The sequence below is a fragment of the Sphingobacterium sp. SRCM116780 genome (assembly GCF_021442025.1).
Classification (GTDB): Bacteria; Bacteroidota; Bacteroidia; order Sphingobacteriales; family Sphingobacteriaceae; genus Sphingobacterium.
The window spans coordinates 1560392-1583117 of the sequence record NZ_CP090446.1; the positions used below are offsets into that span (position 1 = coordinate 1560392).

Below are 22726 nucleotides of genomic sequence, written 5' to 3' on the forward strand. Positions count from 1 at the left end.
GTTTTTATTGATGAAAATGGAGAACCTAAAACAGACCATATAGAGGAAACTAAGGAAGTGTGGGAAGATGTAAAAAATAAAACTATAGGGAGTGTAACTCAAACTGTGTCATTGGATAATTATCTAATGCTAAAATCCTCTATCCAGCTTGAGCCTATCTCCAAATTTAATATAAAGTTGAGATATCGTCAAGCCCCAGTTGTGCATCGGCATTGTCCACTTTTTAGAGATATCCTTAATTATCAGGAACATTAACTTCATAAGAGCTTGCTCAGAACTGAATGCACCTTTAGACTTCGTAATTTTACGGATCTGACGGTGCATGCCTTCAATAGGATTAGTGGTGTAAATAGCCTTGCGAACCTGTTCATCGTATTCGAAAAAAGTAGATAAGTTGATCCAATTGTCCAGCCAGGATTTAGCAGCAATTGGATATTTCTTACCCCATTTCTCCTCAAAGGCGAGTAAGTTTTCGTAGCCCATTTCTTCGTTAATCGCTTTATAAACAGGTTTTAGATCTTCAATGACTGCTTTTTTATCTTTTTCTGTAACATAGCGCATACTTGATCTGATCTGGTGGACAATACATAACTGAACTTTAGTTTTAGGGAAAATAGCTTCAATAGCTTCGGGGAAGCCTTTCAAACCATCGATACAGGCAATTAGAATATCTTCGACACCACGCTGTTTTAGGTCTGTGAGAACAGATAACCAAAACTTTGCACCTTCATTCTCTGAGCTATAAAGACCTATCAGATCTTTACGTCCATCCATCCCTACACCTAATATATTATAAATAGCCCTAGATTCAACTGTACCATTCTGACGTATTTTATAGTGCATGCAGTCTAAGAACACAAAGGGATATACTGCTTCCAATGGACGACTTCTCCACTCATTTACTGCTGGCATGACACTTTCTGTGATACGGGATATTTCAGTAGCAGAAATATCCATAGCGTACATCTCACGAATAAAATCGCTGATAGCACGCGTACTCATGCCTTTGGCATACATACCAAGAACATGCCCTTCTAGCTGTTCTGTAATAATAAGCTGACGCTTGGGAACTACTTTAGGTTCGAATGTGCCAGATCTATCACGCCCTGATTCTAGTTCAAAAGTACCTGTATTAAGACCTCGAACTGTCTTTTTTGTCTTTCCATTACGACGATTAGAGCTGCCAGAGGCCTTCTCCTCTTGAAGATGATTCTCTAGCTCTCCATCCATCATAGACTCCAGTAAATGTTTCATTAAGGGCGCTAGAACGCCGTCGTTGGGAGATAGACTCTTGCCGTTGTAGAGACCTTGCATGGCTTCCTGTTTGAAGCGGTCAAAGTCGAATGGGGTCTTTTCTTTCATGACCATGTCGTTTGAATAATTAAATATAAAAAATCTTATTAAATTATTCCGTTGACACAGTTCTCGTTACAGTCTCAAACTATATATTTTTTTATTAATACAATTAATTATTCTAAGAATGATAGCATGCTAAAAATCTTTGTGTTGGATAAGTCTTCTCCAAAATATAAAGAATGGATATCGTATCGTAGTTTTGATATGTTTTATAATAAATAATGTGATTAAAATAATTCAACCTACTCTGGTTTAAGTGTTCGCTATTTCTGCGGCCACTTAAATCAAAGATAAAACGAAGACCCTGTCTAGAAATAGGATAGAACCAATGAAATTAAAAACTGGATATTGATGATATGATATTAAATTTTCAATTCTTGAAGTAAACACTAGCTAGTCGTCCCTGCAAAGTAGCAGGAATAATTAACTGCTTTTGTTTTCTGTCCAAAAAGAAATCCGCATTGCCGCCTATTGGTCTTTTGCTTAACTTTTTTACTTGGAGTGTTTTTATGTTGATCATACTTACTTTTCCTTTATTTAAGGAAAGTGAAATCCAATCATCAACTATGATTCGATCTTCATCCAATCACTCCACGCCATCAAAGAAACCCGTAATGCCGTTTAGTTTATTTAATGTGGGTTGCTTTCCATTTAATGAAACAATATATATTTCTCCAATTCCTTTTGGTGTATCAAATGAACCCAAGCCAACCACAGCTAATGTGTTGCTAAATGGATTGTATGCAATTCCGTTTGCCCCCTTAATTTCAGGGATGTCAAGCATAGAACTTTTACTCTCATCGTTTAGTGGAATATCAAATACTTTACCCAAAATGGTACAAGTTGCAAATAATTCTTTTCCATCTTTGATGCAAAGATCGTTTAATAGCTTTACACCAAATTTCTCTAAGCTAATCTCTTTTACAAGATCTCCAGTTTCTGTATTGAAAACAACAACTCTGTCAATATCAGCAATGTAAAGTAGAGAATTACAAATTGCAGTTCCTTTTGGTGAATTGAGTTTTGCTTTAAAGAAATCATTATCAACAAACTTTCCATCTTTTGCAAGTCGCCATATTTTCCCATCCCTATCTTTTTCCATTGGTTTTAGTTCCTTGCCAAGGCTGGTTACATAAATGAAATTATCATCAGCAATAACGCTTTCCGGATTTGGAATTCCTGTAAATAGTGTATGCTGTTGGGCATAAGAGAATTGAAAACCCATAAGAATAAATGTAAGTGCTGTTGCAAATTTTATAAAATTTTTCATACTTGAATTTTTTATTCAAAGTTCTGCAATAACTTATGCGTATGGATAGCTTAAAAAGCTCAAAAAATTGCTTTTTTGGTTTCACTGGGTGTTTCTCCAAATTCAGCTTTGTAGATACGAATGAAATGGGATACATGTTCGTAACCACATTCAAATGCGACCTCAGATACATTGAGATTAGTATTCTTGAGCATTTCACTTGCTCTTTTAAGTCGCTGTTGGTTAATCCATTTTCTGGGTGATGTATGGAAATGTTGTTCAAACTCCCGTTTAAATGTGGGTAAACTTCTTCCACTCAATTTTGCAAAGTCATCAATAGCAATAGGCTGGAATAGATTTTCGTTCACTATAAATTCAATATCTGCTTTTGGGTTGACAAGCGAAGATAAAAAGTGTAAAAAGGTTTTCCCAGCTTTTGCTCCAGATAAAATAAGAAACAATTCTTCTAACCTGTTTTCCAAAATGTATTGTGAATTGCTATTTTGAATACCGAAAAGATGCTTGTATTGCTGTATAAAACTTTGTAACAAAAGATTATGGTCTAGCTTGCAGGTAAACATTTTTTTAGCAGCATCGATATCTGTTTTGTGTGAGAACTTCGAATGGAATTTTCTGATAACATGATCTGGAACGTAAACCAGTAATACTTCAAAATTTTCATTCTCTGGAATAAATTCAGACATCACATAAATACCTTTTTTCAAAAAAACCAAATCATCGTTTCCAAAAAAATGGCTTTCATCACCTAGATGAATAATTTTTGCGCCGTTCAAGACAAACATTAAAGTATGTTCTGTAAGAAAAACATTTTTTTTACCAGTTGTTTTTTCTACGGTAAATAGGGCATAGGGTGTGTTGTTGATTTCCAAATATTGGTCATCAGCTTTAATCTTTCTATTTGGAACACGGAGTAACATGGTTAATGGGTTATTGCCTTAGTCTGATTTTGCTCAAATGTTTATGGAGGTAACTCTGCCACTATATCGTCAAAAGATCGTATTGCCAATAGTTTATTTTTCAGCCGGTTTCCCTTTGAGTATTTAACAGATTTAACGTAATAACTTATTCTTTATTTTTTAGATACATTCATTTTTATTCCTAATGCTAACTCTCCCAGATTGGCTGAATTTGTGTTGCTAAGAATAATAATGGTTATAGGTTTGTTTATAAATCTCATCCACAATGCATTAATACCCATTATTTGTCCATACCTTTCCATTCTTTTTTCATCTCCCTTACCATTAATCCATACTCCATATCCATAATTGTCAAGTCCAGCAGTAAGCATTAAGTCTAAATTTTTTTTGTTTATTAATTTCAGACTAAACAATGCATTAGAAAATTTCAGCAAATCGGTTGGCGAAGAATACATTGCACCAGCAGCATACCAATTTTCTATAAACATAGGAATATCGTTAATGAATATATCTGAATTATTTTCTTTGAAGTATGTACTTGCTAAATTTTTTATAATATCCCTTTCTCGAGCCATACCAGAACTGGTCATTGCTAATGGTTTTAATATTCTTTCATTCAGCACCTCTTCATAAGTTTTGTGATAGATATTTTCAATAATTTTTCCTAAAATTATGTATTCCGCATTATTGTAATTAAATTTTTCGCCAGGTTTACTTACAAGAGAATTATTTATAAAACTCTTTAAAATTTGGTCGGAAGTATTTGGTGTTTGATATATGCCCAGACCATATTTCATTGCATTGTTTACACTAGAAACGGTATCAATTAAAATAATTCCTGATGTATGATTAAGTAGTTGATGAGGTGTAACTTTTAGGCTAACTTTATCTGGATAGTCTGGTAAATAGTTTTTGAATGGTTTGTTTAAATCGAGTTTACGCTGTTCTTTGAGCTGAAGGATTTAAACAGCTGTAAAAAACTTAGTTATAGATGCAATATTGTATATAGTCTCATTAGTTATTGGTTGGTTATATCTACGATCCGCAATACCAAAACTTTCGTGGTAAATTATGGTAGAATCCTTCTTAACTAAAATGGTTCCATCAAAATTATTTTTAGAAGTGTAAGACTGAATAAATGATTTTAGTTGTTCTTCCTGCGCTATTGTATTTTGATTAAGTAATATAGAAACTAAAAAAAGAATAATATATTTCATTTTGATTTTAAGTTAATCCAGACTAGAAAATTTATTCTGTTTGTTTTACAATTGTAAAACAGTGTTATTCAAGCTGGTGTTACAATTTTGATATTTTTTATTTCTTACAAGATAATACTTTTGTTTCAAATATTTTTCTAAATGTTTACAAGTATAACTCTCACTGTTTTCGGATTGGTATCTGGAAGAGTTTTCAAATATAAAATAGTTGTTGTTATTACAAGTTAACCTAATAACAACATGTCAAAGCTGCATGGGGGGCCACCAAATGATTCATGAAGTCTGCTGTAATTATAGTCATTCATTCCTCCGTTAGAATTTGGACCTCATGGTGTCCTCAAATTAAATAAGTATTCAGTATGTTCCCTGTATAAATAAAACCGATGCCAATTTTTTCTTTATCAATATCAGCCAGAAAGAAAATTCACCATATGATTGATAAATTAGAGAACAAACGTCTTGCGTCCCACCATATCCGCAAGCAAGTTTTCAACTAACTTATTCCAACGTTCCCAACGCTTCTGTTATCATCCACAAATTGAGACAGATTATCAATGTATTGATACAAAATTGTTATAAAAGACTTTTGCTTAACGCGTATCTTCATTAATCAATTATAAGTTATTTGCTCACCACCTCTCAATTGGTTGACGAACCATACAAACGAGTTCTAAAAGGGAGTAAGGTTAAAGAGGCAAGACAAACCATTTACTAATCATGAGAAACAAATAAACCAACTATGAGAAGAAGAACATTTTTGCAAGCACTAAATTTAAGTATTGCATCTACCGCATTGTACAATGGTGCAGGATATGGAATGTCTTTGACATCCTTTCTGGATAGTACAGATGACGGTAAGGACTTGGCTTATCATCGGATTCAGGAGATCAAATTTTCGACAGTACAGTTAAAATACCCGCGCCTTGTCGGAAAAAATGCACGCCTTGACCTTCACGGATATGGTCCTAATGTTGAAATATGTTGTATAAAGACCGACAAAGGAGCAATGGGATGGGCTTCATTACGCGGTTCAAAGCGAGATGCTGAACAGATAGCGAAGGAACTACTAGGCAAAAGAGTATCAGAATTGTTTGTTGTCAATATTGGCACCTTGGAGGACAGGCATATTCCTTTTGATATGGCACTCCATGATTTGGCAGGAGTAATATTACAGAAGCCTGTATACGCATTATTGGGTAGAAAAAAGCCATTCATAACAGATTATTATAGTGGCATGATTTACTTTGATGATCTGGAACCAGCAGGCAAACCGAGTGGGATTGATCGCATACTAGAGGAATGCCGATACGATTATGAAGTAGGATATAGACAGTTCAAGTTGAAAATTGGTCGAGGTCATAAATGGATGCCGTTTAAGGAGGGTCTACAACGTGATATTGATGTAACGAATACGGTTGCAAGTGCTTTTCCCGATTGTAGGATATTAGTTGATGGAAACAACGGTTTTTCGATTGAGCAGTTCATTCAATATCTTGAGGGTATTCCTACAGTAGATTTGTTCTGGATCGAGGAACCTTTTCATGAAAACGTTTCTGATTATCAAAAGTTAAGGAGCTATATGCAAACTGAAGGTAGAAGCACCTTATTAGCTGACGGAGAAGCCGATCCAGATCCAGTATTTCTAAAAGAGCTTTTCGAAAAGAAGCTTTTGGATGTGCATTTGACGGATATCGAAGGACTTGGTTTTACAAATTGGAGGAGATTGATGCCTGAACTAAAACAATTAGGAGCACAGGCTTCACCACATGCTTGGGGCTCTTTGTTGAAAACCTATTACACAGCACATTTAGCAGGAGGTCTTGGCAATACAGTAACGATAGAAGGAGTAACAAGCACTTCTGACGATGTTGATTTATCAGGCTATAAGGTTGTGAATGGTAAATTGATTCCTCCTGCTACGGGTGGTTTTGGAATGCCTCTTTTGAAGAAGATATAAAAACTTAAGTTTCCATACAAAATCCTGAATCTCTCTTGGATCGAATCCGATTAAACAAAAAAGGCTAATCTTGCGATTAGCTTTTCTTTTATGATCTCAGTATGGTTATCAACTCTGTTGGAAAAGAAGAAAAAGAGAAAGAACGGAAAATACAAAGTAAGGGTATAAGCAGGTAATGGGGATAAATCGGAATTTATAGCCTGACAGATCTGAACCTTCTTCGTGTTCTGGACGAATTGGAATGTTCGTATTTTTATGCTAATCAGGTTACAGCTTGGCATAATTCTAAAATTAGCAATATTTAAACCTATGTTTATTGGGTGTCCTTTTGGTAAGCGTATCAGTCGAGGTGATTGCAACCTGGAAGGCTATTCGGGATGAACAATTGATACAAATGATTACAAAAAGTACCCATTTTACGAATCGTAAATGACACCCTACGAATTGTAAATGGCTTTGGCACTTGGGTTATGGAAGTGTTAGATTTAGATGCAAATAATTTATATAAAACAATTGCAACAAAAACTTTTGCCAATAGGTGAGCTTAACTGTATAACCGTATAAAAAATTATAAAACAAGTTAATATAAAAACGTTAAAAAAATATGAAAGGAAAAATTCAAGGAATTATAGGACTGCTTATTATTGGTTTTTTAGTTTTTGGCGCTATCAAATCAATTTATAATAGAAATTTTGCCGATCCGGAATTTAGAATACTTAAATCCGCGCAAATTTCATCTCCAATAAAAAATGCTTTATTTTGGCACGAAGAGGAATTAGAGAAAACATCTACCATTAATTCTAAGTTATCTGCGGAAGAGTCGTTTTTCATTGATCCGTTATATGATGATTTGAAAACCACTGGAATGGTAATTGAACAAATAAGAACAATGTCAGAGAAAGCTACTAAAGAAATGATTGCACTAGATGCTTATAGAGGTACAGAACCTGATGTTTGGGAAATCGCTAAAAAAAATGGTAATCCCTACATTTTTAAAATTATCATAACTGGGGCAACTGCAAAAGAAAGAACAAAAGATTTGGAAAGTGTTAAGTATCTATTTAGTTTATATGATACTTCCATCAAATCTTTACTTTGGGAAGCAGAATCTACACGAGTAGCAGGTTTTTTTGGAGGAATGCCAGAAAGCGAAAAATCGATTTCTGCTCTGAAAAAATACTTAAAGGAATCAAAAATAATTGAATAATACAGACAAAAGCTATTTGGAGAAAATTATTTTAGTCCGGCATGTCTGAAATAACATGTGTGTAATCATATCTTTTGATCTCGAGTCATTTAGAATGATATTTCTATTAATCGTGTTGGAATTATATACTTTTGACAAACCTCAGTAGGATTTGACCCTAATCTTCTTTTTTTATCCTGTCTTTGGCGATTGTTATGGTTTGCAATATGAAATTATTGTCAAACCATTTTTTTTAAGAAAAATAATTTATTACCTAAAATTAAGGAATTTCAGATAAACCATTTGATTGGTTAAAATATTTTATTTTATGATTTTAATTGCTCTTTAGACCCGCTAAAAATTATACATTATGTATATTTGATTAGATTTAACCGATTAGCATGATAACCAATATTCGCTGTATTTGTATTGACGATGAACAGGACGATCTAATGTTACTCAACGAATATATAAAAGCTGAGCCTGCATTAACCTGTATTGGTAGCTTTTCTGCTCCCTCAGACGGTCTGCAGACGATCATTTCGCTACGTCCCGATCTTGTTTTTCTAGATATAGAGATGCCTGGCGTTACAGGATTGAAAATCCTAAAGCTATTACGAAGTGAAATTGAACTAGCCGTCTTTGTTACTTCCCACCCTGAGTTTGCATTGGAGAGTTTTGAGCTATCTGCCTTTGACTATATCCTTAAACCTGTTACCGAAAAACGCTTTACTTCTACAGTACAAAGGCTGAAAGATTACTGGAATATGAAACAAAAAGCAGCTACCTATGAACTTTTGCAAGGGACGGAAACATTGCTCATTAGTGAGGGACGCAATAAGATCAAAGTACCAGTTAATGAAATTATTTATCTGGAAGCTATGCAAAACTATACCAAAGTTGTAACCCGTCAACGCAGCTATCTTACCCTTGTAGGATTCAATACCTTTTTAAACAAATTGCCACAGAACAGCTTTTTACGTATTCATCGCAGTTATGCAATAGCTAGGGATAAAATCAATGGATGGATTTCGTCCGATGAGATTATTTGTGGTAACATCACTCTACCAATTGGCAAAACTTATAAGGACATTATAAAAAATGAAATCATTAGATAATGCAAAAAACCCTGCTTACATTTCTTTGTTTTTTAATAACTATTGGTATTGTAGCCCAACAACCTGTTCCTAATTTTTATGGAGCAAAGTACAAAACTTCCAAGGAACGACTTAAAGCGCTTTCGGATATATGCGATTCTTTAAATAGAATTGAAATGTATAAGAAAACGTTTACAACAGCCCGTTACGCATTGCGATTTACACCATCAAATGATTACTACAATCTTTCCTTATTCAATTTCTACATTGGCGTCTATTATCAAGGGATCAATGGAGATTCTTCTATATTTTATTTGGAAAAATCGGTGGCTTATGGTCGGCGTACAGATTATCCTAAACGAATTGTAAACGGACTAGAACGGTTGCTGTATATGTATAGTGCGATGGATGGTTATTCCAGGCAGCGTGATCAAACTGCCAAAGAAGTTCTTCATATCGTTGATACTACGCACAGTAATCGTATTAAGCATAGTATGTATAACGCACTAACAAAATATTATGAAGTACTCGGCCGACGTGAACAACAGATGAACATAATGCTTGCAGATCTTGAAATCTATAAGAAAGAGCTGCCCTTGCGAAAGTTTGATGGAGCAGATTCTGCAAACCTCGGTGTGAGCTACATCAATATCGGCGCGTTATATTTAGAATTGAAACAACCTCAGAAGGCATTGGAGTACCTTAGACCATCGAAAATATTTCTTGATCAATATAGAACTGCCATCATTCATTATTATAAAAATACAGCAGATGCTTATCTGCAATTATTCCAACCAGATATTGCCTTGGTCTATCGCGATTCGGTGACGAACATGACAAAAAAGGAATACGGCCCACCAGTAGATAGGAATAATAACTGGGATATAAGGATGTTGTCCGATCTGGCCTTTGCAGATTATTACTTGGTCAATAGGAAAAATGACAGTGCCTTACTCTATATGAACATTGCAAAATCACTCATTGACGTATCTGTCACCGATACACTTACTATTACTGGATATAATTATAAAATGGGCCAGATTCTTGTCGCCGCAAAAGATTACGTTGCTGCACTCCCTTATTTGAAGAGCGCTGAGAAAATAGGTTTGGATCAGGGGCCAGAACAATATGGTAACGTGTTACGTGAACTGGCCAAATGCTACTCTGGTACGGGCCAATGGCAACAGGCAGTACTGTATTACGAAAAATATTTGCCTATTCGTGATTCCTTGTACACTGTGGATATACAAAAAAGTATAGCCGATGCAGAAGCCAAATTTCAAAATAAAGAAAAACAACAACAGATTGATGGACAGCAAAAAGACCTAGGGTTTGCTAGAAAGCAACGACTGTGGCTTATTACCGGACTTTTGCTGACAGGTATTATCGCTACAATGTTGGTCATATTTTACAGGAACAAGAAAAAAATGGCAGATGTACTGGATGACAAGAACAAAATACTATCAGAACTGAATAACGAATTGGAGGAATCCAATCAGACCAAAGCAAAACTCTTCGGTATAATTGGTCACGATCTGCGTACTCCAGTAAAGCAGATGTACCAGTTTTTAAAATTGCAAAAACTGAATGTTCACAATGAACAGGAAAAAGCCGAGCGTGCCAACAAAATGGAAACAGCCACCGAATCATTGTTGGAAATGATGGAAGACCTGCTACTCTGGAGTAAGACACAGATGAGCAGACTAAATCCAAGCATAAAACCAGTCGTGTTATTGCCTGCTTTACGACCAGTTGAACAATTGCTACAATTACCCATTGAAGAAAAAAACATTCAGTTGCAAAATAATATTATGCCAGACACAACCGTAATGGCAGATGACAATTTTCTGCAGACCATTTACCGAAATCTTTTGCAGAACGCCATTAAGGCATCTCCACCAGATGCAATAATTGCTGTTGACATAACTATTCAGGATGGCAGTACTATATTGTCTATCCAAAATAGCGGACTTACCTTTACACAGGAAGATTTTGAACAACAGGTGCAAGCAGTACGCAGCTCCCAGACCCTTAATGGGCTTGGACTGCAGTTGATAAAGGATTTGTCAGACAAGATGAACGCTGTTGTGCGCTTTACGGCTTTGGCTAATGGGACGAGAGCCGAAGTGATTTTTACAGTTAGAAGCTAGTTTTTTCTTTTCGTCAATTAAACCTATCCCTTCGTCAATAAAATAACGGTGCATACAATACTGCAGGGTAAATTTGTGATGCAATTAATTAATAATAAGCATCCATTTAAACTTTCGGACAATGAAAAAGTTTTTTATCCTTACAATGCTGATTGCTACTACAGCAATCTCCTGCAAAAAAGACAATTCCAATACACCTAAATCTCCTGACGAATCAACCATACAGGTACAACAATTTTCTGCAGGCGGTGGACATACCATGCTTATAAAAACCGACGGATCACTCTGGGGCATCGGTTGGAACGATTATGGTGCCCTAGGCTCGGGCAATACGGCCAACCCTAACAAATGGGTTAAAATTGCAGATAATGTAAAGTCTGTCTCTGCAGGTTATCAGCACACACTTATTTTGAAAAAAGATAATACCGTATGGTCTGCTGGCAAAAATATAGCTGGAGAGCTGGGTGATGATACTAGAGATACCAAAACATCTTTTGTAAAAGTGGCCGATAATGGCAAAGCTATATATGCAGGAACTTATTCCAGCTTTATTATTAAAAATGATAATACACTTTGGGGTGCTGGCGGTGATACAAGAAACATGATTTCCGGTGGAGTGGATTTAGGTATGGGTAAATATATAAATCCATTTACAAAAATTATGGACAATGTAGTCGCTGTAGCCCCCGGCCCGGACTTCACCGTTATTTTGAAAGCGGATGGCACTGCGGTAGGCGCTGGTAGTAATAGTGCCTGGCAGTTGGGTATGGGAGATTTTGATGCGATACCGACTTTCACTGTTATAGCAACAGATGCAAAAGCAATAGCTGCAGGGCGAGCCCACACTTTATTGCTAAAGAACAATAATACGGTATGGGCCTGCGGATTTAATAGTAATGGGCAACTGGGCGTCGCTGATCAGGCATTTGCCAGGAATTTTATAAAGGTAGCAGACAATGCAAGTGCCATTGCTGTAGGCCAAAACGGTGATAATAGCTTTATTATAAAAACAGACGGAACGTTGTTGGGATCCGGTAAAAACCAATATGGCCAATTGGGAGATGCAAGTATAACCGATGCAGCCTCATGGAAAGAAATTACAACCGGGGTAAAAGCCATAAGCGTGGGTACAGCACATACTATTATTTTAAAAACTGATGGGAAGTTTCAAGCGGTGGGCAATAACAACGCCAGTCAATTGGGTATTGGCAATACCGACACTAAACGCAGCTTTACAGATATTTTAATTCCTTAAAATCCAAAAATCACCGATATGAACGAGCTAATTATTCTTGTACTACTGATGGCTATTGCAGCGATCTCCTGCAAAAAAGATAATACCGAAAACCCACGTGAAGAGAATACCCGACCCGGAGGTAACATTTGTTGAACCAACAGCTCCAAAATAACAATACTCGAAAGTACCCTAAAGTAATCTTTCAAACTGATCAATTAAAAAATCATATGAAAAATCTTACCATAATCGTGTTGGCATTGCTTACATTCTCCGTTGCATGTAAGAACAGACAAAAGTCTTCTGATGAAGATGCTGCTTTGAAAAGCATTACCGTAAACGACGATGATGCCAAAGCAGGAACCATTACGCTAAAAGATGTCATACTTTATAATCGTAATGGAGCGATAAAACGGTAAGCGCAAAAATACCATTTTGAAAGACCTAAAAACAACAAGATAATCTAAGAAAGACACAAATAAATTACTTTAATAAGATATATAATGAAAAATATTACACGGATAAAATACAATGTCCTCCTGTTACTGCTTGCAGCAAGCATGACAGCATCAGCGCAAAACGTTGGAAAAAAATTGGAAAGCAAAGCAAGTGAAACGATAGATAAAGTCATTGGTAAAATTGATGTGGATTCTTTCTTTTCTAAAAAGAAGAAAACGAAAAAAGTAAAACTTGACCCTGAAGAAGTAGGTGATAAAATAACTGGCAATCAAACGGTAGGAAAAGGTGCTGTCGGGCAACAAACTGAATCCACAGGTATTTCCTCTCCAAAAGAAAAATCGGGAAAGTATGTTGTTTATTATCAGGATATCATGATGGGCGATCAAAAAAACACTAAATTCGGTCCCTTTTTTGTCCCACACACCGGTCATTGTGTAGATATAGAAACCGCGAATGAAATGCAAGGAGATGTGGCAATGGTATTTTTTAGTGGATATGGCGGGGCGATGATTCTTACTTTTCCGGCCAATGCCAAAGAATCCGACTTAAGCACTAGTTATGATGATATTGATATGTTTAAAGAAGACGGTATGGGCGGATGGGAACAAGAGAATATCAACTCTGGGGAACTGTACAAAGGAAGCATGAGCGATTTAGCATTTGAAAAATTAATGGAGGATAATAGTTGGAAAGCCTTTAATGCCGCCTATTCCAATAATATGGACGGCCAGTATGCTAACTATACAAATCCTACCACAGGAGTGTATTGTATCAAGTTTAGCAATTCATTAAGAGCATTAATGCGCATAAAGAATATAATACCTAAAAGCACGAAAGGTGGCAGTATGAAATTTGATATTATTGTGGAAAGGAAGTAAACTATCAACCAATTCTTTTTTTTTCTAATTTTCATCACACAACACATTAAAGAGTTAAACAAAATTTTTATTCACGTCTTTGATCAATTTCACAAATCAAATTTTCCTTTCGCAGTTACCAAAAATAGGCAGACATTAGATGATATAAACGAAAATAGCGTGCTAAGGCACGCTATTTGTGATCCCGCTGGGATTCGAACCCAGGACCCATACATTAAAAGTGTATTGCTCTACCAGCTGAGCTACGGAATCCTAATTCTTCTTGTTTGAAGTGCTGCAAAGGTAGAAAAAACTAGCATATAGTGCAAGTATAAACCTGATTTATTTACAATAGACGCTGTTTTCCTTTCATTTATAGGGAATTAATTTTTATCTCTAAGATATATAATCGCGATCTTCATCGCTTAATGAAGATTTTGAGTTGGAGAAACCATCCATTTCTGAAGAAGCCTCTTCATTTATTTGAATAACTTCTGTCTTTCGTTTTCGGGGTCGTAGTAATATACCGCCAGTAATTATCCCAATAAAAAGAGTAATGGCAATAATCCAGGATAAGGAAATATGATGAGAACCAAAAAACCAGAATTCAACAGGAGCAGTATTATGCATAAAAAAAATCGTAATCAATACGACTAAAATTAAAAGTATGATCGTTTTAAAATTCATTTTAGTTCTATTTTTCATCTCAAAATTAAGCATTGTATTTGAAAAGAATAATATTTGATTACTTATGATGAACATATATGACCATTAACTTCCATTATTTAACTCTTAAGAAGCAGGATTTTAAATAATTTTAAAATCCTGCAATTATGTATTCTACTGTGGATCAATGCGAACTGTATTCAATCTCAAAGAGTTCAAAATCACAGATACAGAACTTAAGCTCATCGCAGCAGCCGCGAGCATTGGTGATAATAATATCCCAAAAGTAGGGTAGAGGATACCTGCTGCAATGGGGATTCCTAAGACATTGTATAGAAATGCAAAAAGTAAATTTTGTTTGATATTTCGCACCAATTTATGACTCAGTATTTTTGCTTTAACGACGCCTAATAAATCTCCTTGTAATAATGTTACTTCAGCACTTTCAATGGCAACATCGGTACCTGTTCCCATAGCAATACCTATATCTGCTTGTGCAAGAGCCGGGGCGTCATTGATACCATCACCTGCCATAGCAACGATCTTATTGTTTTGTTGTAATTTTTTAATTTCCATTAATTTATCTTCAGGGAGCGCTTGTGCTTTAAAATGTTGAATACCCAACTCATCTGCTACAGCCTTTGCAGTTCTTGCATTATCACCTGTTAGCATAATGACATCGACTCCATGATCCAAGAGATAATGAATAGCTTGTTTTGCTGTATCTTTAATTTTATCAGCAATAACAAGATACCCCAATAGTTCACTTCCTTTTGCTAAATAGGAGACCGTACGACCCTTTTTCTGTTCAATAGCAACTTGCTCCTTAACATCAGCTGTAATTGCTATGTTATGGTCTAATAATAAAGACTCATTCCCTAAAAGAACCTTTTCATTATGAATATGACCAATAACACCTTTGCCGTTAATGGTATCAAAGTCTTCTACTTCTAGTAAATCTAATTGGAGTTCTTTTGCTTTTTTGACAACAGCCTCCGCTAAGGGGTGAGAACTATTGGTATTTAATGATGCCGCTAAGATTAATAATTCATCATGGGTACTGGTTGATGTACTTTGAACAGCTTCTAAACTGGGTCTTCCTTCTGTTATGGTACCTGTTTTGTCTGTCACTAAAACATTCACCTTGTCTAACTTTTCCAATGCTTCAGCATTTTTGATTAAAATTCCATTTTTCGCACCTTTACCAATACCAACCATCACCGACATTGGTGTTGCTAGACCTAATGCACAAGGACATGCTACGATTAGAACTGCCAATGCATTTGCTAATGCAAAAGCCAGTTTAGATTCAACTCCATACATCATCCAAACAATAAAAGTCAAAATTGCAATTCCAATTACGACTGGAACAAAAATACGAGCTACACGATCTGTCATTTTTTGAATAGGCGCTTTACTACGACTTGCACTGTTGACCATCTCAATAATTTGTGCCAATAGCGTATCGTCACCAACGCGAGAAGCTTTCATTAGAAATGTCTGATTACCATTGATTGTTCCCGCACTTACTTGATCACCTACATTTTTATCTATTGGAATTGGTTCTCCTGTTAACATCGATTCATCTATAGCACTATATCCAGAAGTAATCTCTCCATCTACAGGAATTTTTTCTCCTGGTTTAACGCGCAGAATTTGATCCAGTTGAATATCTTCCACAACGATTTTTCTCTCCACTCCATTTTCAACTAAATTCGCTTCAGCAGGTGATAACTTAATGAGTTCCTTTATAGCGGAGTTCGTTCTTGAATGCGCTTTAGCTTCCATCAACTGGCCCAATAAAACCAATGTTAATATGACAGCAACGGACTCGAAATATAACGCGACCTGACCGTGATGACCCAGTAGAGCATCTGGAAATATTGATGGAAAGAATAAGGCCACAATACTATAAATAAAGCCTGCACCTGCTCCTAAACCGATCAAACTAAACATATTTAAGTTCCAGCTCTTAAAGGATGTCCATGCCCGTTCAAAAAACATCCAAGCGGCATAAAAAACAACAGGAATGGTTAATAAGAACTGAATCCAACCTGATAACTGTGGAGTGATGATCTTCCCAATTGGATTGCCAGGAATCATTTCGCCCATAGAAAGTATAAACAATGGAATGGTGAATAATATCGCTATCCAAAACTTCTTTTTTAAGTTCAAGTAGGTATGATCTTCTTCCTCTGCTACAGCATTGGGAACTAGATCCATTCCACAGATAGGACAAGATCCTGGCTTATCACTTGTTACTTCAGGATGCATAGAACAACTGTATGTTGCTACTATTTTTCTCTCTGGGATTTTTTCTAAGTTCATACCACAAAGAGGACATGACCCAGCTTTGTCATAAAGTTTGTCTCCCTCGCACATCATAGGACAATAATACTTTCCGGCAGAAGTTGCAGTGATCTTTGGTTTTTCAGTTTTATGATGAGAAGAGCAACAGGAGATTTTCTTATTGTTATCTTTTTTTTCAGTTAACGATTCTATAGGAACGAGAAACATACCGCAAACAGGGCAGGAGCCTGCTTGATCATACGTTTTGTCATGTCCTTCGCAGTACATAGGACATATATATTGACGAGAAGACGTTAAATCTGGCTTATTGTTAACATGTTGGTGTGAATTGCAATTGGTATGATCAATTAATTGATAATTACCAATTTCCGATAGCACTGCATTTAATTTTTCGACATCAATATCATCCCCACTCTCAATAACTGCTTCAGGAGGATCTAAAGTAATTTGTGCTTTTACGTTAGGTATAGTATTGAATACTTTTTCAATTTTTGTACGACAGCCATTGCAAGACATGCCCACTAGTTGATATTTTTTATTCATAATCTGTTTTCAATTAACTCCTACAAATATCTCCTATAAACAAAAAATAAAACTGTAACATTCAGGGATTAATTTATAATTTTTATAAATAGTTCTGCTCAATTGCATCAAAATATTAATAAAAACAACAAAAAAAACATTATTTTGTTTCTACATATCAAACTGGGGAATTGGATTTTGAAAAGAGTATAAAATGGAAAAAGGAAATTCAGAGAGACGCACTTCTCATATTTTGAATACATCTGCTAATTTATTGGGAATTTGTTTTCTTGTGTTGACCTCTATGAAGAAAATGAAATTAACTGAAGGAAGCTTAATTGATGAATTTGCCGCAGTTGCTGTTGTTATATTTATGATCAGCTGCATTATTTCATTTATTGCTATGAAAAGATCTGATCTAAGGGAAGTCAAACGCTTAGAAAATATTGCAGATATAATATTTTTAAGTGGTCTTTTTGTTTTGTTTGCAGCTTCTATATTATTGGTGTTTAACTTAACATAACCACCTACATAAGCAGCATAACTTCGGGATGTTTAATGATCGTTTTGATTAATGGTTTATTTTCTCCATCAAGTACAGCGGTATAAAAAGGTGCTGGAATAAAAAGTTTGAATGTTTTTTTATCAATTTTTATAATAAAAATAGCTCCGTGTGTGATTTGTTTATCATCAATAACCAATGAATAATCGTGAACAAGGTTCTGAACAATCTTATTTTGATCAATTAACTTTAAGAGTTTTTCCATAGTCAAAACTACAATTTCTAGTCAATACTTTGTGCTGTATTGACCAGAAAAATATTAAAGACTCCCGATTAAATCACGTATTGCTACAGATGCTATTGCTCCCCCAAATGCCGCGGGAAGATAAGACATGGTACCATAGGCCGATTTCTTAAAATTACTACCATCGGTATATAATAAGGATGCTTTATCAGGTAGTTCCGTGGAAAAGGCTACTTTAAAACCTTTCTTTATGCCATGTTTACTTAGTTTTTTACGGATATGGTGTGCAAGCTTGCAATTATAAGAATCACCAATATCTGCAATTACAATCTTCGTTGGGTCCATTTTTCCTCCAGCTCCCATGGAACTCACAAAATTAACTTTGCGTTCTAATGCTTGGCGAATAAAAAATAATTTGGGCGTGATGCTGTCAATAGCTTCTACAGCATAATCAGGTTGAAGATCTAACAAATCTGAAATTTTTTCTGGAAGAACAAAATCTTCTATCACCGTTAAATCTAGTTCGGGATTTATAGATAACAAGCGTTCTTTCATAATCTGCGCTTTAGATTGTCCATGATTAGTAGCAAGTGCTGGTAGTTGTCTATTTCTATTGGTAGGATCGACGGTATCCCCATCGATAATAGTCATTTTTCCGACACCTCCACGACAGATAAATTCTGCTGCAAAGGAGCCAACTCCTCCCAACCCTAACACCAAGACATGAGAATTTGCCAATTTTGCTAAAGCTTCACGTCCCACTAATGCTTCAGTACGTGATAACCATGATAAGTCTTTCATATTTTATTCAAATACAAGTTGATAGTTTTCTAATATATTTTTCTTTAAATCATCTAGCGGTATCTTTTTTAAGTTCGCTATATAATGGTATAACTCTCTGATATCGACATATGTATCATCCGTTTCTAAAAAAAGACGATGAATAGGTATGTACGTAAGTACATCATCCAATTTACCTGATAAAATAGCTGCTCCAAAGGAAAGGTAATATCCTTTAGCTATCAATGAAGTGGCTAATTGCTTATTTTTATTGAACCCATGAAAAACGACATTTCCAATGAATTGTTCTGATTGAATACAAAATAAAACTTCTTCATAAGCACGTACACAATGAATAAGCAATGCTTTATGATAATCATGAGCCAACCTAATCTGTTCTCGAAAAACTTCTTGTTGAACCGTCATGTTAATGGCAATCGCTTTATCCAAACCACATTCACCGATAGCGATAATCGCATTTTTAGATAATACATCTTCTAGCGATAGAATACCTTCTAAAGGCCTATCTTCATTAATATACCAAGGGTGTAATCCTGCAGTAGTATAGGTAGAAGATGATATCTCTACATTTTTATTGAGTATGTTGTTCCATATACTCCTTATATCAGGAGATAGAGAAGGTATACGATGTGTATGAATATCAATAAAGACATGCGCCATGATTGGGTGCAAATTTCTGAAAAAAAAATGATGTTTGGGAATTTTATCTACTAAATATGTAGATATTTAATTTATTTGACTATCTAATGCTTTCAACATACCATTGGCTTTCAATAAACATTCTTGGTATTCATCATCCGCATTTGCCTGGCTCGTAATAGCTCCTCCAGTTTGAAAGGATAGATAATTGTTTTGGGAATTATACAGGATCGTTCGAATAACGACATTGAAATCAAAATTACCGTTAGGAGCAAAGTAGCCGATAGATCCAGCATATACTGATCGTTGAGCAGCCTCAACCTGATCGCAGATACGCATAGCTGCAATTTTTGGAGCTCCTGTCATAGATCCTGCAGGAAATGTGTTTTTAATAGCTTCTAAATCCGTTACATCATCACGTTTTTCACTGGTTATGGTTGAAATCATTTGATGTACCAATTTGAAGGTTTGAATTTCAAATAAACGATTTGCTTTGACAGATTTTGGAACTGCGCTTCTAGTTAAATCATTACGCACTAAGTCTACAATCATGACGTTTTCAGCAATTTCTTTTTTAGAATTCAACATTTCAAGTATAATTTGTTCGTCTTCTTCATTCGTTTTTCCGCGCTTTGCAGTACCTTTAATCGGCTGAGAAATCAACTGATTGTTCCGTTTTGCTAGAAATCGCTCAGGTGATGCTGATAAAATAAATTTATCAGAAAATTTGAAAAAAGCAGAGAATGGCGTAGGGGAGATGCTATTTAGTTTTTCATATGCTGCTACTGGATTTAACGTTATATTCTCAGCAAAAAACTCCTGACATAAATTTACTTCGTAAATATCCCCTCGCTGAATATGATCTTGCATTTTATTAAAAGCTGCAATATATTCAGCCTTAGTCCATCTGGATTTTATCTTTCCATTAAAACCGATGTTATCAGACTTCAACTGAAAATCTACTATAGATTGATGAATTTGATTCGGGTCTTCAGCTGTTATTGTTATTTTATTTCCTTTTATTTTTATAACAATAGCAGGTACAAAAAAATAGGCAAGTGGAAAATCCAAATGATTCGAGTGGATTGTTGAAAGTTCTTCAATCTCATTTTTCAGATCATAGGAGAAAAAACCAGGAATATAGGTATCGGGATGATGAGCAATAAAATCTTGAACTTCTTGAAAAGTATGATTACCTGTAGAAATATAGGTGAATGTTGCTTTTACTGCAACTAAGCATTCAAATTCGCTCCATTGATCTTGGTAATCATTTGAACGAAGGTAGGAGACTTCATCAAACTGCGCTGCCCATTGCAGCGCTTTTTGATGAAAATTATTTTTTGAATCTATAACAAAACTGTTTTCGACTCGCATTAACTATTTTGTCAATTTTAATGTTTGTTTACGATCTGGACCAACAGATAAGAAAGTGATAGGCACTTCTAATGCTTTTTCCAAATAAGCGATATAATGTTGTAATGCAGTAGGAATTTCGCTTTGTTGTGTAATACCTGTTAAATCTTGATTCCATCCTTGAATTTCCTCAAGAATAGGTTCTGCCTCATTCGTGATGATTTCGTATGGCATGTAATCGATCACTTTTCCATCATGCTTGTAATGCGTACAAACATAGATTTTTTCAAAAGTATCCAATACGTCAGCTTTCATCATGATCAATTCAGTAACACCGTTTAACATGATTGCATATTTTAACGCAGGGATATCAATCCAACCTGTACGACGAGCACGACCCGTGGTAGCACCAAATTCATGTCCTAGTTGACGTAAATTCTCACCAACCTCATCATTCAATTCAGTAGGAAAAGGACCACCACCTACACGTGTTGCATAAGCTTTGAAAATACCATAGACTGCACCAATTTTATTGGGAGCAACTCCTAAACCTGTACAAGCACCAGCAGTAGTTGTATTAGATGAAGTAACAAAAGGATAAGAACCGAAGTCTACATCTAATAAAGTACCTTGAGCTCCTTCTGCTAACACTTTTTTACCATCCTTTAGGTATTGATTCACCAAATGTTCAGAATCAACATGAGGGATAGTTTTAATGAATTCGATAGCTGCTAAGAAAGCCTGTTCTTTTTCTGAAAAATCAGGAATTTCACCATAATGCGCTAAAATAGAAAGATGTTTTTCTTTCAATTTTTCATACCGCTCTTTGAAATCTGCTAATGTTGTATCACCTATACGAAGTCCATTACGACCTGTTTTGTCCATATATGTAGGACCGATACCTTTTAAAGTAGAACCAATTTTACCAGCACCCATTCTAGATTCTGAAGCGGCATCTAATAATTGGTGTGTAGGAAGGATTAAATGTGCTTTACGCGCTAATACTAAATTTCCTTTACCTACTGGATCGAAACCAGCAGCTTTTAAATTATCGAGTTCTCTCTTTAAAATAATCGGGTCGATAACAACACCATTTCCGATTAGGTTTAGAGTTCCCTCATTGAAGATACCAGAAGGGATGGTGTTTAAAACGAATTTTTTGTTATCAAACTCCAATGTGTGTCCGGCGTTAGGGCCGCCTTGGAAACGAGCAATTAAATCGTATTGAGGACAAAATACATCAACGATTTTACCTTTACCTTCGTCTCCCCATTGTAAGCCCAAAAGCACATCAACTTGCATAGCTTTTAAAGTATTGTGATTAAGAATTTATGTTAATTTTTGAATTTATCTAAAAACAAAATGTTCAGAAACATGACTAAATCATATTTCTGAACAAATGTACTATTATATTTTACCAATCCTGAGATTAATTTGAAATTACCTCTTTTTTGGTTTTTACCTTAGAAACAGATTCTTTTTGCTGACATTCATTACAAACACCATATAGATTTAAAGAGTGATGTTTGATATCAAACTTTAATAAATCTCCCATTAGACTTTGGATCTGATTAATACGAGGATCGCAAAATTCAACCACCTTATTACACTCAATACAAATCACATGATCATGTTGTTTGAAACCATAGGATTTTTCAAACTGTGCCATGTTCCGACCAAACTGATGTTTAGTCACCAAATCACAAGATACCAATAACTCTAATGTATTGTAAACAGTAGCTCGGCTAACGCGATATTTTTTATTCTTCATATGGATATACAATGATTCTACATCAAAGTGATCCGTCCGAGAATATATCTCTTCCAAAATAGCATATCTCTCTGGAGTTTTCCTTAGATTCTTGTTCTCTAAGTAAGCTTCAAAGATTTTTTTTACTGTTGTATAATTTTCAGATGTGCTCATATTAATCTTTAAGATTCTTTACAAATTTACCACTTTTGATTCAATTATTTAAGGATAAAAAAAAT

At 35.3% G+C, this 22726-nt stretch carries 19 protein-coding genes, 1 tRNA gene and 1 pseudogene; 8 read left to right on the top strand and 13 right to left on the bottom strand.

The genetic code is table 11. The features are described from left to right. Window positions 1-129 precede the first annotated feature (129 nt). The 4 genes and pseudogenes from LZQ00_RS06895 to LZQ00_RS06910 form a co-directional block, all read right to left on the bottom strand. On the bottom strand, window positions 130-1362 hold the full coding sequence (locus tag LZQ00_RS06895; RefSeq protein WP_234509583.1) for an IS256 family transposase: 1233 nt from the start codon (window positions 1360-1362) through the stop codon (window positions 130-132). Between the two features lie 580 nt (window positions 1363-1942). Further along, on the bottom strand, window positions 1943-2626 hold the full coding sequence (locus LZQ00_RS06900; protein ID WP_234513770.1) for a YncE family protein: 684 nt from the start codon (window positions 2624-2626) through the stop codon (window positions 1943-1945). A gap of 59 nt (window positions 2627-2685) precedes the next feature. Beyond that, window positions 2686-3543, bottom strand: coding sequence for a helix-turn-helix transcriptional regulator (locus LZQ00_RS06905; RefSeq protein ID WP_234513773.1), 858 nt, complete (start codon window positions 3541-3543; stop codon window positions 2686-2688). Between the two features lie 152 nt (window positions 3544-3695). Then, a pseudogene (locus LZQ00_RS06910) lies at window positions 3696-4760 on the bottom strand (serine hydrolase domain-containing protein). Window positions 4761-5499: 739 nt separating this feature from the next. Here LZQ00_RS06910 and LZQ00_RS06915 point away from each other — a divergent pair. The 7 genes from LZQ00_RS06915 (at window position 5500) to LZQ00_RS06945 (ending at window position 13721) form a co-directional block, all read left to right on the top strand. Then, on the top strand, window positions 5500-6717 hold the full coding sequence (locus tag LZQ00_RS06915; protein WP_234513776.1) for an enolase C-terminal domain-like protein: 1218 nt from the start codon (window positions 5500-5502) through the stop codon (window positions 6715-6717). Between the two features lie 604 nt (window positions 6718-7321). After that, on the top strand, window positions 7322-7924 hold the full coding sequence (locus LZQ00_RS06920) for a hypothetical protein (RefSeq protein ID WP_234513779.1): 603 nt from the start codon (window positions 7322-7324) through the stop codon (window positions 7922-7924). 380 nt (window positions 7925-8304) lie between these two features. Next, window positions 8305-9021, top strand: coding sequence for a LytR/AlgR family response regulator transcription factor (locus LZQ00_RS06925; protein WP_234513782.1), 717 nt, complete (start codon window positions 8305-8307; stop codon window positions 9019-9021). A 155-nt stretch (window positions 9022-9176) separates the two neighbouring features. Then, window positions 9177-11150 carry a tetratricopeptide repeat-containing sensor histidine kinase gene (locus LZQ00_RS06930; protein WP_234513801.1) on the top strand — a complete coding sequence of 658 codons (1974 nt, stop codon included), beginning with the start codon at window positions 9177-9179 and terminating at the stop codon, window positions 11148-11150. Window positions 11151-11271: 121 nt separating this feature from the next. Then, window positions 11272-12405 (top strand): RCC1 domain-containing protein, encoded by a 1134-nt coding sequence (locus LZQ00_RS06935; RefSeq protein ID WP_234513804.1) that lies wholly within the window; start codon window positions 11272-11274, stop codon window positions 12403-12405. 209 nt (window positions 12406-12614) lie between these two features. Beyond that, window positions 12615-12803 carry a hypothetical protein gene (locus LZQ00_RS06940; RefSeq protein ID WP_234513806.1) on the top strand — a complete coding sequence of 63 codons (189 nt, stop codon included), beginning with the start codon at window positions 12615-12617 and terminating at the stop codon, window positions 12801-12803. Between the two features lie 84 nt (window positions 12804-12887). Beyond that, window positions 12888-13721, top strand: a complete 834-nt coding sequence (locus tag LZQ00_RS06945; protein ID WP_234513809.1) for a hypothetical protein — start codon at window positions 12888-12890, stop codon at window positions 13719-13721. A 179-nt stretch (window positions 13722-13900) separates the two neighbouring features. Here the strand turns inward: LZQ00_RS06945 and LZQ00_RS06950 are convergent. The 3 genes from LZQ00_RS06950 to LZQ00_RS06960 all read right to left on the bottom strand — a co-directional run bounded on the left by LZQ00_RS06950 (window position 13901) and on the right by LZQ00_RS06960 (window position 17219). Further along, a tRNA-Lys gene (locus LZQ00_RS06950) sits at window positions 13901-13973 on the bottom strand. 123 nt (window positions 13974-14096) lie between these two features. Further along, complete coding sequence (locus LZQ00_RS06955; protein WP_234513812.1) at window positions 14097-14387, bottom strand: LapA family protein; 291 nt, start codon at window positions 14385-14387, stop codon at window positions 14097-14099. A 153-nt stretch (window positions 14388-14540) separates the two neighbouring features. Continuing rightward, window positions 14541-17219 (bottom strand): heavy metal translocating P-type ATPase, encoded by a 2679-nt coding sequence (locus LZQ00_RS06960; RefSeq protein ID WP_234513825.1) that lies wholly within the window; start codon window positions 17217-17219, stop codon window positions 14541-14543. A gap of 193 nt (window positions 17220-17412) precedes the next feature. Here LZQ00_RS06960 and LZQ00_RS06965 point away from each other — a divergent pair, with 193 nt between their 5' ends. Continuing rightward, on the top strand, window positions 17413-17721 hold the full coding sequence (locus LZQ00_RS06965; protein WP_234513827.1) for a hypothetical protein: 309 nt from the start codon (window positions 17413-17415) through the stop codon (window positions 17719-17721). A 4-nt stretch (window positions 17722-17725) separates the two neighbouring features. Here LZQ00_RS06965 and LZQ00_RS06970 read toward each other — a convergent pair whose 3' ends face one another. The 6 genes from LZQ00_RS06970 to LZQ00_RS06995 all read right to left on the bottom strand — a co-directional run bounded on the left by LZQ00_RS06970 (window position 17726) and on the right by LZQ00_RS06995 (window position 22661). Continuing rightward, window positions 17726-17965: a hypothetical protein gene (locus LZQ00_RS06970; RefSeq protein WP_234513829.1), complete on the bottom strand. Its 240-nt coding sequence runs from the start codon at window positions 17963-17965 to the stop codon at window positions 17726-17728. Between the two features lie 54 nt (window positions 17966-18019). Then, window positions 18020-18745: a ThiF family adenylyltransferase gene (locus LZQ00_RS06975; protein ID WP_234513831.1), complete on the bottom strand. Its 726-nt coding sequence runs from the start codon at window positions 18743-18745 to the stop codon at window positions 18020-18022. A gap of 3 nt (window positions 18746-18748) precedes the next feature. Continuing rightward, a complete protein-coding gene (locus LZQ00_RS06980; RefSeq protein ID WP_234513833.1) occupies window positions 18749-19405 on the bottom strand; it encodes a TatD family hydrolase in 657 nt (218 codons plus the stop codon). A 66-nt stretch (window positions 19406-19471) separates the two neighbouring features. Continuing rightward, window positions 19472-20758: an anthranilate synthase component I family protein gene (locus LZQ00_RS06985; protein ID WP_234513835.1), complete on the bottom strand. Its 1287-nt coding sequence runs from the start codon at window positions 20756-20758 to the stop codon at window positions 19472-19474. A 3-nt stretch (window positions 20759-20761) separates the two neighbouring features. Then, window positions 20762-22039, bottom strand: coding sequence for an adenylosuccinate synthase (locus LZQ00_RS06990; protein ID WP_234513837.1), 1278 nt, complete (start codon window positions 22037-22039; stop codon window positions 20762-20764). Between the two features lie 127 nt (window positions 22040-22166). Then, a complete protein-coding gene (locus LZQ00_RS06995) occupies window positions 22167-22661 on the bottom strand; it encodes a Fur family transcriptional regulator (RefSeq protein ID WP_234513838.1) in 495 nt (164 codons plus the stop codon). Window positions 22662-22726: the final 65 nt, after the last annotated feature.

Coding starts and splice junctions, on each gene's coding strand:
- LZQ00_RS06895 (WP_234509583.1), bottom strand. CDS start 1,362: ATGAAAGAAAAGACCCCATTCGACTTTGACCGCTTCAAACAGGAAGCC.
- LZQ00_RS06900 (WP_234513770.1), bottom strand. CDS start 2,626: ATGAAAAATTTTATAAAATTTGCAACAGCACTTACATTTATTCTTATG.
- LZQ00_RS06905 (WP_234513773.1), bottom strand. CDS start 3,543: ATGTTACTCCGTGTTCCAAATAGAAAGATTAAAGCTGATGACCAATAT.
- LZQ00_RS06915 (WP_234513776.1), top strand. CDS start 5,500: ATGAGAAGAAGAACATTTTTGCAAGCACTAAATTTAAGTATTGCATCT.
- LZQ00_RS06920 (WP_234513779.1), top strand. CDS start 7,322: ATGAAAGGAAAAATTCAAGGAATTATAGGACTGCTTATTATTGGTTTT.
- LZQ00_RS06925 (WP_234513782.1), top strand. CDS start 8,305: ATGATAACCAATATTCGCTGTATTTGTATTGACGATGAACAGGACGAT.
- LZQ00_RS06930 (WP_234513801.1), top strand. CDS start 9,177: ATGTATAAGAAAACGTTTACAACAGCCCGTTACGCATTGCGATTTACA.
- LZQ00_RS06935 (WP_234513804.1), top strand. CDS start 11,272: ATGAAAAAGTTTTTTATCCTTACAATGCTGATTGCTACTACAGCAATC.
- LZQ00_RS06940 (WP_234513806.1), top strand. CDS start 12,615: ATGAAAAATCTTACCATAATCGTGTTGGCATTGCTTACATTCTCCGTT.
- LZQ00_RS06945 (WP_234513809.1), top strand. CDS start 12,888: ATGAAAAATATTACACGGATAAAATACAATGTCCTCCTGTTACTGCTT.
- LZQ00_RS06955 (WP_234513812.1), bottom strand. CDS start 14,387: ATGAATTTTAAAACGATCATACTTTTAATTTTAGTCGTATTGATTACG.
- LZQ00_RS06960 (WP_234513825.1), bottom strand. CDS start 17,219: ATGAATAAAAAATATCAACTAGTGGGCATGTCTTGCAATGGCTGTCGT.
- LZQ00_RS06965 (WP_234513827.1), top strand. CDS start 17,413: ATGGAAAAAGGAAATTCAGAGAGACGCACTTCTCATATTTTGAATACA.
- LZQ00_RS06970 (WP_234513829.1), bottom strand. CDS start 17,965: ATGGAAAAACTCTTAAAGTTAATTGATCAAAATAAGATTGTTCAGAAC.
- LZQ00_RS06975 (WP_234513831.1), bottom strand. CDS start 18,745: ATGAAAGACTTATCATGGTTATCACGTACTGAAGCATTAGTGGGACGT.
- LZQ00_RS06980 (WP_234513833.1), bottom strand. CDS start 19,405: ATGGCGCATGTCTTTATTGATATTCATACACATCGTATACCTTCTCTA.
- LZQ00_RS06985 (WP_234513835.1), bottom strand. CDS start 20,758: ATGCGAGTCGAAAACAGTTTTGTTATAGATTCAAAAAATAATTTTCAT.
- LZQ00_RS06990 (WP_234513837.1), bottom strand. CDS start 22,039: ATGCAAGTTGATGTGCTTTTGGGCTTACAATGGGGAGACGAAGGTAAA.
- LZQ00_RS06995 (WP_234513838.1), bottom strand. CDS start 22,661: ATGAGCACATCTGAAAATTATACAACAGTAAAAAAAATCTTTGAAGCT.